This is a genomic window from Rhodopirellula sp. P2 (assembly GCF_028768465.1).
In the GTDB taxonomy this organism is placed as follows: domain Bacteria; phylum Planctomycetota; class Planctomycetia; order Pirellulales; family Pirellulaceae; genus Rhodopirellula.
Window position 1 is genome coordinate 4,066,581 of the sequence record NZ_CP118225.1, and the last position, 17,453, is coordinate 4,084,033.

Below are 17,453 nucleotides of genomic sequence, written 5' to 3' on the forward strand. Positions count from 1 at the left end.
GGGGCGGAAACCTGGGAACGCGGAGAAGATAATTCAAGCCGCTTGCATCCGCGAGATCTTCCTGGGCCGACTCAACGCATTTCAATCAAACACTTGCGAATTCGTTCGGTGACGTCGGGGGCCAGCAGCGCGCGGTGGTCGATGACCAGCAACGCGTCGCTCAATTGTTGTGCGTTTTTCAGCGGCACAGGTTTGTCGCTCCGGCGGTCACTGGTCCGATGCATCGCACGAAATCCCTCGCCACAGGGCACCTGAATGGAACGCAGAGCGTGCAGCACGTTCGCTCGTGTCGGAGCGTCTCGAGCCAAGACGGGAAACTTGTATGGAGCTCGAACGACGGTGGGATCGTTGTTCCAGATCGCGGTGCAGCCGACCGATGCCCAGTCCAGTTCGCTCAAACTCGCCGCGTTTTCGCAGCGGATTTGGTTCATCCGAGTCAGCCAACTCAATTGCGGCAGGAGGGCGGCGCATTGCAGTGGGGACAGAGGGAACGCATCGCTTGGTCGATCCACCATCCCTTTTAGCTTTTGAAATTTGCCTTCGAATTCAGTCGCCAAAGCGCCTCCGTTCCCGCACGTCAGTGGCTTGCTGCCGCCAAAGCTGTAAGTGGTCCAGTCGGCCAGCGTCCCGACGGGCACAAACACCATTTGTCCGGTCGCGTTCAGTTGAGTTCGTCCTGCTCCAATCGCTTGGCACGCGTCCTCGATCAACAACCACCGGCGCTGGCGGCACAGATCTGCCAGGGCAAGCGAGTCCACCAACTGGCCGTGCAGGTGCGAGACCAGCACAACGGACTCTGGCGGGGCCTCAATGCGCTCGATTGACGTCAAGCATGGAGAGATACCGGCAGGGGAGCAGCTGGCTCGCGTTGCCTGGGGGGGCTCCGTGTCGCATAGCACTGGCCGGGCCCCAAGCAATTCGACCGTCCGGAAATTGCCGGGGTAATCGTAGGCCGACAAAATCACTTTCGTTGCAGCCTTCTGCTTGCCCCCCGCTGGTCCGGCCCCCAACGTTCGCAAGGCAAGTTCGATCGCCGAGGACCCCGAGGGGCACAAACGGACCTGGGGGGGGACGCCGAACAAGTCGACTCCTGGGGGGGCTGCCCACTGGGTCGCCGCCTCGGCCACCGAGGATCGGCATCGTTCGTAAACCCCCGGAGAGCCACCCTTGCCCGCGGTTGTCTCTGGATAAGTGCCCCATTGGCCATCGTGGAGAGCTTCCGTCACCGAGCGTTCGATCTGGCTGGTCAATTGGGGGGTTTGGGGCGGCCAAGCCGGCCACCCATCGGAGGAGGCCTCGAACGATTCTTCGGCGGGGAAATCCAATTGATTCTCAGTGCTACGCAAAGGAGGATGGCGAGGCAAGTTAGGGCTGGGCTTGTGGCGATTTTTTTGCTTCCATATCATGCCGCATTGCGAATGACGCAGGCAACCACCAGCCAGGACGGCTGGGGCCGCGTCGAGCTAGTGTCATCTTCCCCGGAATCCCTGTCTTGTTGCCTTCTTTCGATCTGTTCTTAACTGATCTGACGCGGCAGGCAACCTTGCTCGCATTTCAGTTGCTGGCACAGGATGCACCGCCTGCTGGAGAATCTTCGATTCTGCAGCGAATTCTCGAAAACCCGTTGATTTTGCCTGTTGGCGTGGTGGCAATCTTCTACGTCACCTACTTCGGACCTGAACGCCGCCGGCGAGCCGAAGAAGCCAAGATGATGTCAGCGCTGGGCAAAAACGATCGCGTGGTCACGATTGGTGGCATCCACGGCACGATCGTTTCCGCAGCACCTGACAGTGACACGGTGACTCTGAAAATTGACGAGAGTGGTTCGACACGCATCAAAGTCAATCGGTCAGCCATCGTCAAAATCGTCGGCGAACCGAAGAACAAACCCGACAACGATTCGTCGGACTGACCTCTTCCCAAACCATCCTTCCCACAGCGACTGGTTTTGGTCGCAGCGGACACATCGCACCCGTACTTAGAAACCACGATGGATCTTTCGACTCTTCCCGATATTTGCCAAACGATTTCGGCTCAGTGGCTCGCGCAAACCGACGCTGCCGTTGCCAACGAAGTCTCCAAGGGCATCAGCATCGAACAGTTTCTGACTCTGCTCAGCGCTGCGGCCGTTCTGATTCTGCCGTTCATTGTTGGCAACTTCTTGGCGAAATCCTTGAAGATGCCAACCTATGGCTCTCGCTTCGGTTTCATCTTGCTCGCCATCACGGCCAGTGCCGTGACGCTGACAAACAAGTTCCCCAGCCTCGGTATCGACCTCTCGGGCGGTACCATTCTGGTTTACGAACTGGACCCTGAAAAGCAAGCCGCTGTGATCGAGGGCGGAGGTCAACGAATCACCAGTGAAGACTTGGTGGCACCGTTGACTCGCCGTATCAACCCGGCGGGCACGCAAGAAATCGTGATTCGCCCCTACGGCGAACAGCAAATCGAAATCATCATCCCGCAAAAAGATCCGGACGCGGTCAAACGCATCAAGGATTTGGTGGAAGAAGCCGGTCAGTTGCGTTTTGCGATTTTGGCCAACCAGTTTGACCACCAGACCCTGATCAACGAAGCGATTGAGCAAGCCGAATCGCCGCAACCGGGTGTCGCTACCAAAGACATGGTCGGATCGCCTGAGGATTCGCTTTACGGCTTTTGGGCTCGCATTGGTTTCGAAGAAACTGAAACCGATGGCGTGCGTCCTCTGTTGGTGCCTGTCACCGGTGCCTTGGCTCGCAACCCACGCACCGGCGCGATCCTGAACGTTCCACCCGAAGCACGCATCGGTGATGAGTCGGTTTCCGTCGCCAAGTGGTTGAAAACTCAAGATTTCGACAACATCGAAGTCCTGATGGTGGTCAACCCGAAGCTCGATATTCTCGGGGAAGACCTCGCCTACGCCGCCAGCACGTTTGATGAAACCGGTGCTCCTGCCGTGGCGTTCACCCTGACCGACATGGGCTCGGGACGTTTCCGTGCTCTGACAACCAACAACGCTCCCGATGGTTCGCGAACGCGACAATTGGGCATCGTGTTGGATGACGAACTGCTCTCGGCTCCTTCGATCCAAGAGCCGATGAACAAGAACGGTCGCATCACCGGTAACTTCACTCGTGATCAAGTCGACTCGTTGGTCCAGATCTTGAAAGCGGGGCAGTTGCCAGCAACGGTGACCAAGCAGCCCATCGCAGAAAACGAAGTGGGAGCAACGCTTGGTGCTGACACTCGGACCAAGGGTTTGTACTCGATCGGCGTTTCGCTGGGTTTGGTGCTTGTTTTCATCCTGTTCTACTACCGCTTCGCTGGCATGGTCGCGTGCATCGCGTTGATCATGAACATGGCGATGATTTTGGCCACGATGGTGTTCATCAGCCAGCCACTGACCTTGCCTGGTCTGGCCGGTTTGGTTTTGACCGTCGGGATGTCGGTTGACGCAAACGTGTTGATCTTTGAACGGATCCGCGAAGAGCTGGGCAAAGGTGCCAAGGCTCGAATGGCGATTCGCAACGGTTTCGCTCGTGCGACGACAACGATCATCGATGCCAACCTGACAACGCTGATCACCGCCATCGTCCTTTACGCGATCGGAACGGACCAGATTCGTGGCTTCGCCGTCACGTTGATCTTGGGCATCCTGTATTCCATGTTCACCGCGATTTACGTTTCGCGAACGATCTTTGACTTGGCTGAGCGTCGCGGATTCCTGTCGCTGGGAATGTCCGATGGCGTCAACAGCATCCGCTCGGCATTCGCCGGTGGCGGGCAGTTCAACTTCATCAGCAAAGGCAAGATGACACTGACGATGTCAGCCATCTTGGTCGTCTGCGGTTTGGGTGCCTTGTTCGCTCGCGGTCAAAGCATTCTCGACATCGATTTCGCCGGTGGTTCTTCGGTTCAATTCCGTGTCGATCAACCGACCGACGCGGATGAAGTTCGGCAGATCATGAACGACGCCGTGGCATCATCCGGAATGGAATCCGTTCAGTTCACCGTCAACGGTGTCTCGATCGATGGCACGGAAGAAGGCACTGTCTTCAAGGTGGACTCCTCCGTTGACCGAGTCGACGATTTGAAAAAGGTCATCCAGGAAGGTTTCGCCGCCTCCGAATCCGTTGGGTTGGTGACTTACACCGTCGACATCACTCCCGCTGATCTGCCAGGTGCTTCGCAAGAAGCGGCTGAGCCAGCTGCTGAAGCAACGAGTTCCTCCGATCCTGCCGGGCCTTCGGAAACCACGACCAGCCAATGGCAGTCGTCCGACAATGGCGTGATGTTGGTGGTTGCTCAAGCTGATGACGAAGAAGCAGTCACCGAAGAAGTGGCGGTGGAAGAAACCACGGAAGCTGATGAAGTCGTGGCCGAAGAAGCTGAAGCCGAAACCAAGTCCGTCGAACTGCCTGGCTTGGCATTCAGCACCTCGGACATTTCGCTGGGCATCAAAGGTGGCGATGGAGTCGCAGTCAAAAATGAAGAAGGCCTGATCGATTCGATCGTTTCGGCGGCAGAAGCCGCCAACGTGCCAATCAATGCCGAAGGGATTGTGGTTCAGCCACTCGGTGACGATATCGACGCTTGGTCGCCCGGTTCGACCTTGGCATTCTCGAAGTGGCGAGTTCAGTTGCCTCTCGGTGGCGACAACGCCATCAAGGTGATGACCGAAATGGAGCGTCAGCTCGACAGCGATCCTGTTTGGATCAGCAGCAGTGCCGTGGGGGCACGTGTTGCTGGCGACATGATCAGCCGTGCATTCGGTGCCTTGTTCGCCTCGCTGCTCTGCATCATTGGCTACATCTGGTTCCGATTCCAACGCGTCATCTACGGCTTGGCCGCTGTGGTCGCTTTGCTTCACGACGTTGCCATCACATTGGGTGCGATCGCAGTCAGTTACTGGGTGGCTGACGCCCTTGGATTCCTGCTGATCGATCCGTTCAAGATCTCGCTGACCGTGGTTGCCGCGTTGCTGACGATCATTGGTTACTCGCTCAACGATACGATTGTGGTCTTTGACCGCATTCGTGAAACGAAGGGCAAAGCACCACGCCTGACCGGCGAGATGATCAACAGCAGCATCAACCAAACGCTCAGCCGAACGTTGCTGACATCGATCACGACGTTGATCGTGGTCGTGTTGCTCTACGCTTTCGGCGGAGAAGGCATTCACGCGTTCGCGTTCGCCTTGGTGGTCGGCGTGATCGTCGGTACTTACAGCAGCGTGTTTGTGGCCAGTCCCGTGTTGCTGTGGTTGGTCGAGCGAGCTGAAAAGAAAGCCGCCAACGCCTGATCGATTGACGGGAAGTTGCGATCAAGAGGCTGCTTCCCGTGATTGCGTGAAGCGACGATTCTGCTAAACAACGAAACTCCCTTTCGAATCATCGGAAGGGAGTTTTTCGTGCGCGGTCCTCAACCGCACCAACTCAATGGATTATCATTCGAAGTCCCACCCTCCAATTCCCCACCCATTGGAAATCACTGTGACACTTCGAGTGCCCCCGTTCGCCCTGGCGATCGCGATGATCGCCTGCTGCCTCGCTTCGCAAGCTCGCGCTGACCAGCCCAACATCCTGTTGATTTTCATTGATGATCTGGGGTGGAAGGACATCGGGTGCTACGGCAACGATTTCGTTGAGACGCCCCACATCGACCAACTTGCCGCCGCAGGAATGAGGTTCACCAACTTCTATGCTTCCGGCGCGGTTTGTTCCCCGACACGGTGTGCCGTTCAATCCGGGCAGAATCAAGCTCGGATCGGAATCACCGCTCACATCCCCGGGCACTGGCGTCCGTTCGAACGAGTCATCACGCCGCAGACCACCATGGCGTTGCCGCTGGACACGGTCACAGTCGGGGAATCCATGAAGGCGGCGGGTTACACGACGGGATACGTCGGCAAGTGGCACCTGGGCAACGGCCCCGAGTTCCAGCCCGATCGCCAGGGTTATGACTTCAGCGCCGTCATCGGCGGGCCTCATCTTCCCGGTCGCTACCGAGTCCAGGGACGCTCGGATTTGAAACCCAAACCAAATCAGTATCGCACCGATTTCGAAGCCGATGTGTGCATCGATTTCATGAAGCAAAACAAAGACCAGCCATTCTTCCTGATGCTGTCGCCGTTTGCGGTGCATATCCCGCTGGGCGCAATGTCAGAGAAGGTTCAGAAGTACGAAGCGAAGGCGAAGCAAAGCGGCCAGTCGCTGCCTCATCCGGTTTACGCCGCCATGATCGAGCACTGCGACGACATGGTCGGGCGTTTGGTTGAGTCGCTCGATGAACTGGGCCTCTCGGATGACACCATGGTTGTGTTCACCTCCGACAACGGCGGTCTCTACCAACGATACGACTACCGAGAAGCGGCCGACGATCTGGTCAGCACGCAGGCTCCCCTGAAAGGTGAGAAGGGCTCGCTTCACGAAGGCGGCATTCGAGTCCCCTTGATCATCTGTCATCCAGCGACCGTGAAATCAGCTGGCGTGTGCAGTGAGCCCACGATCAGTCATGACTTTTATCCCACGTTCGTTGAATTGGCCGGAGGCGAATTGCCAGCCAACCAAACGATCGACGGTCACAGCTTATTGCCGCTGCTTTCCGATCCAGCCAGTCGCCTCGATCGGAAAGCATTGCATTGGCACTACCCGCACTATCACCATGACCGACCCGCCAGTGCCATTCGGGAACGAGAGTGGAAGCTGATTGAGTACTTGGACGGCACCGGGGACCTCGAACTTTACAACCTGGCAAACGACCTGGGCGAAACGAAGAACCTGGCCTCCGAAAAGAAGGGCCGAGCGAGCGACCTCAAACGTAAATTGACGCAGTGGAGAAGCAGCGTGATCGCCCGCACTCCGATTCCAAACCCCAACCATGACCCCGAGCGTGCTCACGAATGGTGGAACCTCAAAAGCGGCACACCTGTCCCCAGCGATGAGCGCAAACGGTTCCCAGCCACTGAAAAAGACTGAGTGGCCTGGACTTGTCTTGGGCAGCGATATCGATGGTGCTGACGCAATTGGTTTTGTTGGCCAACGGCCTTCGACATCGTAGCCTGGGGCATCGCCCCAGGGATCGAGAATGAATGGGAATTGGTTGGCCAACGGCCAATATCAACCCAAGCGTTTTGAAATGAATTTGGCCGTTGGCCAAAATGGGGCCGTGTTTTTCTGCTCCAGGGGCGATGCCCCTGGCTATGTTGAAAGAGGCCGTTGGCCATTAGAGGAAAAAGCGCAACTTCAAAACACGTGAGCGAGGGACTCCCCCCGATCCGGCGAATGGTCCCTCGCTCACGCGTCGGGTTGTGATTTTCGCCACGAAAGTGAATGAGCAGGGGAGCGGGAAACGCTTCCTCGCGTTGCCATCCGTGCATGCGGACTACAGCGTGATGCCTGCGAAACCACCGGTGGTGGCCACAAACGTGCCGAGCATGCACAGCCAAACCACGTCCAAGAAGTGCCAGTACTGAGCCGCGAAATCGACGGGCCAGTGGCGTTCGTGGTCGTACTTCCCCAGGATCGATCGCACGGACACGATCCCGAGTGCAATCACTCCGCCGGCCACATGCAGGGCGTGCAGGAATGCCAGCACCACGACCATCCCTGCGACACCTTTCCCGGTCCCGCCTTGCATCGCGGGGCCGCCCAGCAACTCCAGCATGGCGATGTACTGGATTGCCATGAACACCACCGCGGCAATGGCACTGACCGCCAACAACGAGCCCGTCATGATGCGTTTCGAACGCCGCACCGTTCGTGTGCCCCAGTGCACCAATCCGCTGATCACGAGCAAGCACGCCGTGCTGGTGAGGAATGCATCGGGCAAGGGCGCCGACGATTGCAAATCGCCCAGCCGACTGCTCGCGTAAATGCCGTAAAGCAGCAGACTGCTGAGGAAGAACACCAGCAGTGTTCCCAGGAACAGCCAGCCGCCTTGTTGATAGCGTCGGTCGGTCGGAAGGACACTGGTGGGCATGAGCAACTTCAATTGGCTGGCGAAAGCGGCGGGCGTCGATTCTTTGAACCGTCACGGGCTGCCAAGTTTAACCGCTTCGCACAAAAGCCATAGTCAGTGACCACGTCGATCTGCCAATTCAGGCAGCGCGGCGTTGAACCAGGTTGTCTTGCAGTGCGATGATGGCCGCGTCGAGCGAACCCAGTGAGGCAACCAGTTGCTGGATCCCACGTGCAAACTCCGGCCGAGGGTCAAATCCCATGTCGCCAAGCAGTTCTTGGACTTCTTCGACTTCCATCTGAAGGATCAATTCTTCAGCCGTCAGTTCGTTGGCGGGCGGACGCGGGGAAGGTGAATTGGACGACATGTGCAGCAGCCAAGATCGATGGGAGGAAACGAGACACGGTCACCTCTGCCATCGGCAATCAACCCAGTCGGCCTTCATGGAAAAGTCCGCCCAACCGGAATAAAATCCCGCATCGGCTTTCGTCGCCCCGTTGCGGAGCGATGAGCGGCGACGTTCAGGCGGCTTCCTTTTCTGTTCGGCCTCTGAATGGCATTCCCAATCGGCGGGACGGTTGCATGTCTTCCGTGCCCAGTCACACAATTCGATCAGATCGCTGAATTCGGCCAAGCCACGCGGTTCAATAGTGCGGCGGTCGTTCGTCTTCCAAATCGCCACCACGTTCGTTGGACTTGTTTTTAAGGTCCTTCAATTGATCGGCGAGTCGCTTGATTTCGCGTTCGCGGCGTTGAGCGTCGAGCGACAACTCGGTCACGATTTCGTTGAGTTGCTCGCAAACCCGTTGAGTGTGAACGAGCTGGATTTCAAGTTCCGTGATTCGATCTTCCATCGACATGCTCAAGATCCAATTTCATTGGCTTGTGAACCGTAGGGACGCGTGCTGATCACGCCTTCCTGCGGGCTGCTGGCGGTTCCATAGAGACGTCTCGGAATGCGTCCGGCGAGGGCTGCGTGGCGTCCGGCGTCGACTGCCATTCTCATGGCGTGGGCCATTCGAACGGGTTCCCGGGCGTGAGCGATGGCGGTGTTGAGCAGCACGCCGTCCGCTCCCAGTTCCATCGCCACGGACACATCGCTGGCCGTTCCAACACCGGCATCAATGATCACCGGATAGTCCTCGTCGTCTTCCTTCAGGTATTCCAGGATGATTTGTAGGTTGTTGGGGTTCAGGATCCCCGCTCCGCTGCCAATCGGGCTGCCCGCGGGCATGACCGCTGCGGCACCCACCTTTTTCAGTCGTTGGGCAGTGACCGGGCAGTCGCTGGTGTAGCAGAGCACCGAAAAGCCATCGGCAGCCAATTGCTCGCACGCCGCCACGGTTTCCACCGGATCGGGGAGCAGCGTTTTGCTGTCGCCGAGGACTTCCAATTTGACCCAGTCCGAACCGGGGTTGCCAAGCGTTCGCAAGATTTCTCGGCCAAGCTTGGCCGCACGCACGGCATCGGCAGCGGTGTAGCAACCGGCCGTGTTGGGAAGCAGGATGTAGCGATCCGAGTCGATGAAATCCAGGATGTTCTGGCCCGTTCGGTCGTACAATCGCTCGCGACGAACCGCCACCGTGACACATTCTGTGCCGGATGCGTCCAGGGAATCACGCATCTGTTCCATCGTGTCGTAACGCCCGGTGCCAACCAGCAATCGGCTGTTCAGCGTGTGCGATCCGATCTTGAGCGGTGAATCGGAAAGAGCGTCGGTGGTCATAAAAAACAGATGGGGTGGAAAGGGAAGGAAGCGTCGCAGCGATCATGTTCGGAATGCGAAGGACCGGTGAATCCGCCCTGATCAGACAACCGATCGATCGCAGCAACAATCCCCGGTCCTTTCTCTGGCCAGCAAACCGCCAAGCAGATTCGGTCCCAGCAGATCCGGCCTGCGCGCTCGACGAGCCAGGCGTGGTCGGGCAGTCAACCTGGCACCGGCCACTGATCGGGCCGTTCAGCCGCCACCGACCAAGGTCACCACCTCGACGCGATCACCTTCGCCAACGATTGTCGCGGCGTAGTTCTCTCGCGGGACGACGTCTTCGTTGACTTCGACCGCAAGGTAATTCTTCGGGACTTCGACCGTGACCAGCAGTTCGTCGATCGGCATGGGCCGATCGATCTGTGTGGGGCGGCCGTTGACTGTGATGTCGATCATGCGACTCAGGCGTTCTCGTCGTCAAAGGCCGCATCAAAAGCACGGTTGCTGGGCGAGAAGTCCAGCTTCTTGGTGAACTCGCAGGCTTCCCGTGCACCGAATGTGCGTTCCATGCCACTGTCTTCCCATTCGATCGACAGCGGGCCTTGGTAATCGATTTCATTGAGAGCACGGATGATCTCTTCGAAGTTCACGCCACCGCGTCCAGGACTTCGGAAGTCCCAACCGCGTCGTGAGTCACCAAAGTTCAGGTGGCTGGCGTTGATTCCCGTGCGACCATCCAAAGTCACAATCGCATCTTTGATGTGCACGTGGTAAATGCGATCGGGGAACATGCGAATGAACTGGACCGGATCGATGCCCTGCCAGATCAAGTGGCTGGGGTCAAAGTTGAATCCGAACTCAGGCCGGTTGTCGAGTGCTTCCAGGGCCCGTTGAGCGGTGTAGATGTCGAACGCGATTTCAGTGGGGTGAACTTCCAACGCGAAACGCACGCCGCATTCACCAAACACGTCCAAGATCGGATTGAAGCGTTCCGCCAACAGGTCGAATCCCGCGTCAATCATGGCGGGGGAAACGGGTGGGAACGAATACAGCAAGTGCCAGATGCTGCTGCCGGTGAAGCCGTTGACAACATCGACACCGAACTTCTGGGCCGCACGAGCGGTGTTCTTCAGCTCTTCGATTGCACGTTGGTTGACCGCTTCTGGATCGCCATCGCCCCAGATGTATTCGGGCAGAATGGATTTGTGCCGCTCATCAATTTTGTCCAGCACAGCTTGGCCGACCAAGTGAGCGCTGATGGCGTGGCATTGCAGGTTGTGCTTGGCAAGCAACGCGTGCTTTTTTTCGCAGTAATCGTCTTCGGCGAGAGCTTTGTCGACTTCGAAGTGATCGCCCCAGCAAGCCAATTCGATCCCGTCGTATCCGAAGTCGGCGGTCATGGCTGCCATCTCTTCGATCGGCAAATCGGCCCACTGACCAGTGAAAATCGTAACGGGACGTGGCATGGAGGTCTCCAGGAAAACAGGGAACAGGATCCATTCAAAACGGATCGTAACACGAGAGCAAACGCCCTCGTGGCGACGGGCCGGCATTATCGCCGAACACTGTTCGCCGGGCAATTCCCCTGCAACCCATGAATCCAATTCCCAACGGAATCCAGTTCGCAGTCGCCCCTCCCCTTCATTCGCCGGCGAGACCGAACCGCCACGGGGCGCTCTCGTCTACCGAGGTCGTGCGGCTTCTTGATGTCGTTTTCTAGCGTGTTTCCACAAGGCGCACCGCTCACGAAACGAAGTTGTGGGGGAGGTCGCGCGACGCCGTTCGGGCGAACACAGCACTTCGAAACTGCACGACCTCTACCACGGTGGGGGCCGAAACGTATCGTGCCTGCGTCAGACACGGCGTTCTTCGGAGGAGAAAATCGCACTGAGATACAAACCGGTGTGTGTGTGCGGTTTGGTTGGCGTTTGCATGTGGCTGCGAACAGCACGCATCACGTCTCGCCGGGAAATTTGCCCGCGTAGCCTGCTCTCGCTGTCCAGCACTGGCAGCCGACGACACGCGGCGTTCAAGAACGTTTGTGCGATGGTCAACAAATCAGTCTCTTCACTGATCGTCGGTGGGTTTTTGTCCGTCAGGTCACCGACCGGGATGCTGGGGAGATTTTCGTAGGCCATCCCCACGACAAACTTCATGCAGGACTTCTCTGAAAAGACACCGACGAAATGGCCGTTGTCATCCACCACCGGGGCACCGGAGATGCGTTGCCGCAGCAGCACGTCGAGTGCTTCCAGGGAATCCATTTCGGGTGACAACGTGATGAGGTTGCGAACCATCATCTCGCGAGCCGTCACATGCGGCATGGTTCCAGGGCTGGGGGTGGGAAGCGTCGCGGTTCCAATGGTTTTCGTCATGACGAGAGTCCTCATTTGACAAGGCAGGATCTGTAGAAAGAGTCTTCACCTGAGATCACTTTGAGGCCTCCAGGGAGACTCCGTCAAGAAAATTCCCGTCCGCAAATCCAAGCCGAGCTTTCAACTCCAGGCTCACTTCCTGCGTACTTGGCGGGCGGCTTTGCCGTTGGGGTCGCAATTCACGGTGAAATGCGTCACAAAGGCAAGTCGCGTGCCCCAGTTGTCGAAACAGAAAATGGGGTTTGTGAAAGTTGTCACGCAGTGCACCAGGAGAGTGGAATGTTGGGTCGTTGGGTCGAATTCGAATTTGATTGTTTGCCGCTTCGCACCGTTTCTCGGTTGGACGTTCCGTTGGATGCTTCGCCGAACTACGAAGCGTTTGTGCTGCGAGTCAAAGCGGCGCTGGCCAAACATGGCACCCACAACACGTATTACCTGCACCGCGCTCGCTGTGCCTTTCATCTGACCAACGACCCGGATCGCGGTCGCGTTGAGTTTCACGTCGAGGGCGTCGTGATGACCGGTGAAAAGGACTTGAAAACGAAGGCGGTCGATTTGTTGGTGACGCTTAGCGAAGAGACCTGCGATTGGCTGAACGAGCCGGCCGTGGAGTTCTTGGCCGAGTCGGTCAAGCATTCCATTGCGGTGGAGTTTGACCGTTACATTCAGGCGGGCGATCTGACCCAAACCGAAAAACGTTTGGAAAAAATTCAGCGGCAAATCGAAGACGGCGACGGCTTCCAGGCGATGTACCTGTGATTTTTGCGGTCGCGGATCTCTTGACACCACCGAGCTGAAATCCCTAGTTAAACAGGTCGCCCGATGTGTTCTTCGCATGGGCTGCTTGTATGACGGCCACCCGACTCACGGCCGCCTGTATCAATTGGACTGGATTTTCCGATTTGGCTTCATTGAACGATTGAATCGGTCGATTCAACGCACTGGAACCATTTCGACAACACCCAATCCGCCTCCGACGGAAGGACGCGACGATGACGACACGATCAACTCAAACTCGAAACGCCGCGCGAACCCTGGTCGCCCACGCCGCAATCGGTTTTTGTGTGACCGCCAGCATCGCTGCCACGGGTTGCCGCAGCGGACGTCCAAGCCTGAACCTGTTCGGCATGCGAGGGGAACCCTCCGCTGAAACATTGGCCGGCACTGGCCCCTCGCTGACTTACCCCCAGCCGCCTTCGTCCAAAGCCACGCCGAACGCGATTGCTTCGATCGCCGGTGGAACCGCACCAGCCACCACGCCGAGCGGAATGCCAGGTGGCTCGTCGCCCAACATGTACGCCGCAACCAGCACGGCTGGTCTGCCAACCGTCAACAGCACACCAGGTGTACCCAGCACGCCACCGGCTTCCGCGACCACTCCTTACGGCGCAGTCGCTTCGCAGTCCAACGGCTCTCTGCCGCCGGCGTCGTATGCATTGCCAGGAAGCCAGACTCCATCGCAACCTGCCAGTTACGCGGCCGCATCGGCCAACGGCTACGCGATGGGAACGCAGCCATCTGCTTCGACCCAAACCGCGACACCACGTCCGACCGCGATGCCGCCGATCAGTGTGCCTTCGACTTCGACCCCGGCGGGCGCCGAGGCAATCGCAGCTCAGTCAGGCACTCCGGCAAGTAAGTCCAACGGATTCACTTTGCCAGGACCGGAAATGGATGCGATTGTGGCGCAGCAGCCATCCAGTTCATCAAAGACAGGCTCGGCTTTTTCGCTGCCTAGCGATTTGATGCCCGGTCCGAGCGCCTCGACCACGGCGTCCAGCGAAACCAAGTCGTCACCCGCCGTCTCGGCGATCGGGTTGCCCGACAACTTGGGTGAATCAATTTCCGCGACGAAAGACCGCGTCGCCTCGGCTGCATCCGGAGCCACCAAGGCAACTGCCGACGCAGCCGCCAAGGCCGCGGCTGCTGTGACGGAAGCCCCGGCTTACCAAACCGCAACCGGTTCGGTTTCCGGCAGTTCCAACTCGGTGCGACCAGCCGGCTACATGCCTGGCAGCACGGGAGCGGCATCGGGCTACCCCAGCGACTCCGTGATTCGCTGAGTGAACCACGGTTCGCTCGGTCATTCGCTCGCTTCGCTGATGCAGTAGACCTTCGTCAGCGTGCGGATCAGCAGCTTGCCATCGCTCACGCTCGGCGTGGCGATGCACAGCTCGTCCAGCGGGTTGGTTTGCAGGACGCGGAAGTCCGGCCCGGCTTGGATGACATAGGTCAGCCCTTGCTCGCTGAGGCAGAACACCTTTCCGTCATAGGCCCATGGTGAGGATGTGAAGGATCCCTTCGGCGAAAATCGCTGCTTGCCGTAGACCTCCTCGCCAGTCAGTGCGTTGTGGCAGGTCATGAAGCCTTGGTCGTAGACCGTGTACAGGTAGTCGCCCGCAACGATCTGGGTCGTGTTGTAGGGTGACGCTCGCGGCTGGTACCACTCGATGAATTCGCTGCTTGAGAAGCCATCGGAGGTGTCGATTTCGCCCGCCGCGCCCGGGCGAATCGCAAAGGTGGGCCGGTGGGAATCACCGACATAGCCGGAGGACAGGTAGCACATCCCATGTGCCGCAAACGGCGAGGGAATGACCAGGATCGACATGTCTCCATCGAAGCTCCACAGTTCCTTTCCATCCAGAGAGTAGCTTCGGTTTGCGTTTTTGCCGGGGACCACGATTTCGGTGCGAAGCTCATTTTCCCAGACCAGTGGGGTGGCCCAGGACATCGTTTCGTCGCGTGCGGTTCGCCAGCGCTGTTCGCCGGTTTGGGTGTCGAAGGCGGCGATCCAAGACGCTTCCTTGTTGTCGTAAATCACGAACACTTGGTCGCCATGCACAACCGGTGAGGCCGCGGCGCCGTAGTCCATGTTCGTCTTCTTTGGCTCGATTGGTTGTGACCACAGCAGTTCACCTTCAAGGCTGTAGCAATACAGTCCCAGGTCACCAAACAAGACAAACAACCGCTCGCCATCGGTCGTGGGTGTTTCCGCCGCGTAAGAGCTCTTGGGGTGTCGCGGAACGACGGGGCGGCCGGTGTGTGCCTCTCGCTTCCAGAGTTCCTGGCCGCTGCCCAGGTCAAAGCAGGTCACCATCCAGTGGTGGATTCCCTCGGCTGGGTCGCGGACGCCTTCGCCCAGGTACAAGCCTCCCTGCGGCGGCGTGTTCACTTCTTCTGCCACGACGGCCGAGACGAACACTCGGTCACCGACAATGATCGGGCTGCCCCAGCCTTGTCCGGGCACATCGGCGACCCAGGCGACATTGGTTTCTGTGTCCCACTGGGTCGGCAATTCAGGGTGGTCCGCCGCGACGCCCGTCGCGTCCCCGCCGCGGAAACGCGTGAAGTCATTGCCAATTGCATCGTTTGTCATGCTCAACAGGATCGCCAGGAAGGCGACTGAGCCACTCAGACATTTCACCACGCACATATCAACTCTCGCCAAGGAAGCAGGGACCATTTGTCCCCGAACATAACCGGAATGCAGGTGGTTGGCTTGCAGTTCGCAATCGCCTGCTCTGTGAATTCTTGGGGCCTCAAAGAGAATTCTTGGGGTCTCAAAATTGGGCTGGACCCGAAATCGCCAACGCGAGCAATCGGTCAAACCTCTTAGAACGGATTTTTGATCACAGCATGGAGGCCTTCGGCAGTGATGCTGGTTCCCTCGCATTCGATGTGCTGTAGGAATGGCAAGTCGCTCAGGTGCAAGATTCCCTCGTCGGTGATGCTGGTCCGGTCCAGCCCGATGCCGGTGAGCAACCTCAGCTCTGCCAGCTTGGACAGGTCCTCGTCCTGAACGCTCGTCCCAGCGAGCTGGATTTGCATCAGGTTGGGCAGGCGCGCCACGTGCTTCAGCAGTGAGGGATCAAAGTTCCCTTCTGTGAATTCGATTGCAAAAATTGGTTGATCCTCGGCGCGACGAACCATCCGCACGCCAGCCTTCTGGAGCTCGAATCTGGAACGCCGGCTGTCGATTCCAACTCCGCTGATTTCCAGTGGTGCCGGGGTCGGAGAGCCCTTCGGGGCATCGTCATGAATCGGGTTGAGTCGTTCGAGGCTGTCCACTGGAATCCCGGCAAAGAACTCATCGCGACCCATCGCCTTGGCGCGGCCCTGTGAATCCAGCATGTAGAAAGCGTCGTCCAGCCAGGGCCGAGGGTCCGCGAGATGCAATTTGTCGCCCGGCTCAGCAACTTGTTCAAAGTAGAGGCGGATTGTTCGGCGCTCTTTTGGAAATGGAACGCGCAGGTCGCCCCAGCCTTCGATCGGATGAGTGCCGGTCCGCGAGGTGATCAGCCCTTGCGGAATCGAACCCGAGTAGAGCACCCCAGAAAATCCATGATCGACGTACCCGCCGTAAAATCCAACGGGAGCGACCAAGGCGACCGCGCAAACCACCTTTTCCCAAGCCGCGGCCGGCCACCAAGACTTGGTGGTCAGCATCACCCAGGAGCCGATCACCGCGACCGACAGGTTCCACGGGAGCACGCTTTCGTTCCAGTTCAAGACCAATGGCGAAATCGTCAGTGCGATTCCCAGGTGCATGGCCAAGCAGGCGGGCGCCGCCCAGCGGGGCCGGAAAATCGCCAGCACCCCAACGGCGAGCTCGACGACCGCCACCGCCAAGGCGAACCCCAGGTAGGTCGAGTCCGCGTCGAGCCCGCTGCGCGCGACCAGCCAATGCGATGCGTAGCCAAACCAGTCTGGCGACAGGAGCTTGTGCAGCCCCGCCCAAACCCAGGTCGATACCAATGCCCAGCGGGCGATTCGGTGGCCGGCGTCCAGCACGCATGCTGTCATCAACAACGCGATTGAAAAGAACTGCGGCTGCAAGCGAAACTGATCAAAGACAGCTGCGACAATCAGGGTGCCCCAGTGCACTGCCAGTCCCGATCTCGGACGGATCACAGTCCAGGCAAGGGACGCGATGAGGAGCCAGCCAAATGAAAGCGAAGGCAGGTCAAACGTTGGCAGGTGCGGTGGCATTTCCCGCGTTTGCCAGAGCGGCCAGGTGATCGCAAGCGTGACGCACTGGCAGGCAATGCCAAACATCAAGAGCCCGTAGCGCTGCCACCCAAGCCGCTTCGCCTCGCGGCCGACGGCATCCATCCATGTCAGTTGGCATTCATCTCCTCGGAGAACGCCAGCAGGTGGCGTTGGCAGACCGTTCGGTGAATCACTCAAAGGTCAAACCGACTTCCTTCAGAGGAAAAGAACGCACTGCGGAAGTTGGTTTCAACATGGGGGTTCACATTGATAGGTGATCGATTTCTCAGGTAGGCCGGATCAAGCCGCTCCGGCGCCGCTTCGGCAGTTGAGCGGGCCTGTTCAGGCAACTCCTTGCCGGATGAGTGTTGCATAGCCACCTCCACTGGGCCGACGTAGGCTAGCAAACTCCAGTCTTCTCAACCATCTCGCTCCTTTGG

Annotated in this window: 16 protein-coding genes; 5 read left to right on the forward strand and 11 right to left on the reverse strand. The window is 58.4% G+C overall.

Features of this window, described 5'->3' with window-relative positions:
* Positions 1–71: 71 nt before the first annotated feature.
* A complete protein-coding gene (locus PSR62_RS14285; protein ID WP_338020079.1) occupies positions 72–1,406 on the reverse strand; it encodes a DegT/DnrJ/EryC1/StrS family aminotransferase in 1,335 nt (444 codons plus the stop codon).
* Positions 1,407–1,492: 86 nt separating this feature from the next.
* Between PSR62_RS14285 and yajC the strand changes: the two genes are divergently transcribed.
* The 3 genes from yajC to PSR62_RS14300 all read left to right on the forward strand — a co-directional run bounded on the left by yajC (position 1,493) and on the right by PSR62_RS14300 (position 6,959).
* A complete protein-coding gene (gene yajC, locus PSR62_RS14290) occupies positions 1,493–1,912 on the forward strand; it encodes a preprotein translocase subunit YajC (protein WP_047813866.1) in 420 nt (139 codons plus the stop codon).
* Positions 1,913–1,990: 78 nt separating this feature from the next.
* On the forward strand, positions 1,991–5,284 hold the full coding sequence (secD, locus tag PSR62_RS14295; protein WP_274403674.1) for a protein translocase subunit SecD: 3,294 nt from the start codon (positions 1,991–1,993) through the stop codon (positions 5,282–5,284).
* 190 nt (positions 5,285–5,474) lie between these two features.
* Positions 5,475–6,959 (forward strand): sulfatase, encoded by a 1,485-nt coding sequence (locus PSR62_RS14300; protein WP_274403675.1) that lies wholly within the window; start codon positions 5,475–5,477, stop codon positions 6,957–6,959.
* Between the two features lie 406 nt (positions 6,960–7,365).
* Here the strand turns inward: PSR62_RS14300 and PSR62_RS14305 are convergent, their stop codons facing one another.
* The 7 genes from PSR62_RS14305 to PSR62_RS14335 form a co-directional block, all read right to left on the reverse strand.
* The gene (locus tag PSR62_RS14305; protein ID WP_274403676.1) at positions 7,366–7,962 is read right to left on the reverse strand and encodes a cytochrome c oxidase subunit 3; all 597 of its coding nucleotides are present in this window, start codon (positions 7,960–7,962) and stop codon (positions 7,366–7,368) included.
* 118 nt (positions 7,963–8,080) lie between these two features.
* Positions 8,081–8,308, reverse strand: coding sequence for a hypothetical protein (locus PSR62_RS14310; protein WP_274403677.1), 228 nt, complete (start codon positions 8,306–8,308; stop codon positions 8,081–8,083).
* 277 nt (positions 8,309–8,585) lie between these two features.
* Positions 8,586–8,801, reverse strand: a complete 216-nt coding sequence (locus tag PSR62_RS14315; RefSeq protein ID WP_274403678.1) for a SlyX family protein — start codon at positions 8,799–8,801, stop codon at positions 8,586–8,588.
* A gap of 2 nt (positions 8,802–8,803) precedes the next feature.
* Positions 8,804–9,667 (reverse strand): thiazole synthase, encoded by an 864-nt coding sequence (locus tag PSR62_RS14320; protein ID WP_274403679.1) that lies wholly within the window; start codon positions 9,665–9,667, stop codon positions 8,804–8,806.
* A gap of 234 nt (positions 9,668–9,901) precedes the next feature.
* The gene (thiS, locus tag PSR62_RS14325; RefSeq protein WP_047813860.1) at positions 9,902–10,105 is read right to left on the reverse strand and encodes a sulfur carrier protein ThiS; all 204 of its coding nucleotides are present in this window, start codon (positions 10,103–10,105) and stop codon (positions 9,902–9,904) included.
* 5 nt (positions 10,106–10,110) lie between these two features.
* Complete coding sequence (locus PSR62_RS14330; protein WP_047813859.1) at positions 10,111–11,115, reverse strand: sugar phosphate isomerase/epimerase family protein; 1,005 nt, start codon at positions 11,113–11,115, stop codon at positions 10,111–10,113.
* 387 nt (positions 11,116–11,502) lie between these two features.
* The gene (locus PSR62_RS14335; RefSeq protein WP_274403680.1) at positions 11,503–12,024 is read right to left on the reverse strand and encodes a CBS domain-containing protein; all 522 of its coding nucleotides are present in this window, start codon (positions 12,022–12,024) and stop codon (positions 11,503–11,505) included.
* Between the two features lie 279 nt (positions 12,025–12,303).
* Between PSR62_RS14335 and PSR62_RS14340 the strand changes: the two genes are divergently transcribed.
* Together PSR62_RS14340 and PSR62_RS14345 are read left to right on the forward strand one after the other, a co-directional pair.
* Positions 12,304–12,783 carry a hypothetical protein gene (locus PSR62_RS14340; RefSeq protein WP_047813858.1) on the forward strand — a complete coding sequence of 160 codons (480 nt, stop codon included), beginning with the start codon at positions 12,304–12,306 and terminating at the stop codon, positions 12,781–12,783.
* A 233-nt stretch (positions 12,784–13,016) separates the two neighbouring features.
* Positions 13,017–14,087 carry a hypothetical protein gene (locus PSR62_RS14345; RefSeq protein ID WP_274403681.1) on the forward strand — a complete coding sequence of 357 codons (1,071 nt, stop codon included), beginning with the start codon at positions 13,017–13,019 and terminating at the stop codon, positions 14,085–14,087.
* Between the two features lie 20 nt (positions 14,088–14,107).
* Here the strand turns inward: PSR62_RS14345 and PSR62_RS14350 are convergent, their stop codons facing one another.
* From PSR62_RS14350 to PSR62_RS14360, 3 genes are all read right to left on the reverse strand, one after another.
* Complete coding sequence (locus PSR62_RS14350) at positions 14,108–15,400, reverse strand: outer membrane protein assembly factor BamB family protein (RefSeq protein WP_274403682.1); 1,293 nt, start codon at positions 15,398–15,400, stop codon at positions 14,108–14,110.
* 236 nt (positions 15,401–15,636) lie between these two features.
* Positions 15,637–17,079 carry a hypothetical protein gene (locus PSR62_RS14355; RefSeq protein ID WP_274403683.1) on the reverse strand — a complete coding sequence of 481 codons (1,443 nt, stop codon included), beginning with the start codon at positions 17,077–17,079 and terminating at the stop codon, positions 15,637–15,639.
* A 128-nt stretch (positions 17,080–17,207) separates the two neighbouring features.
* Positions 17,208–17,387, reverse strand: a complete 180-nt coding sequence (locus PSR62_RS14360) for a hypothetical protein (RefSeq protein WP_274403684.1) — start codon at positions 17,385–17,387, stop codon at positions 17,208–17,210.
* Positions 17,388–17,453: the final 66 nt, after the last annotated feature.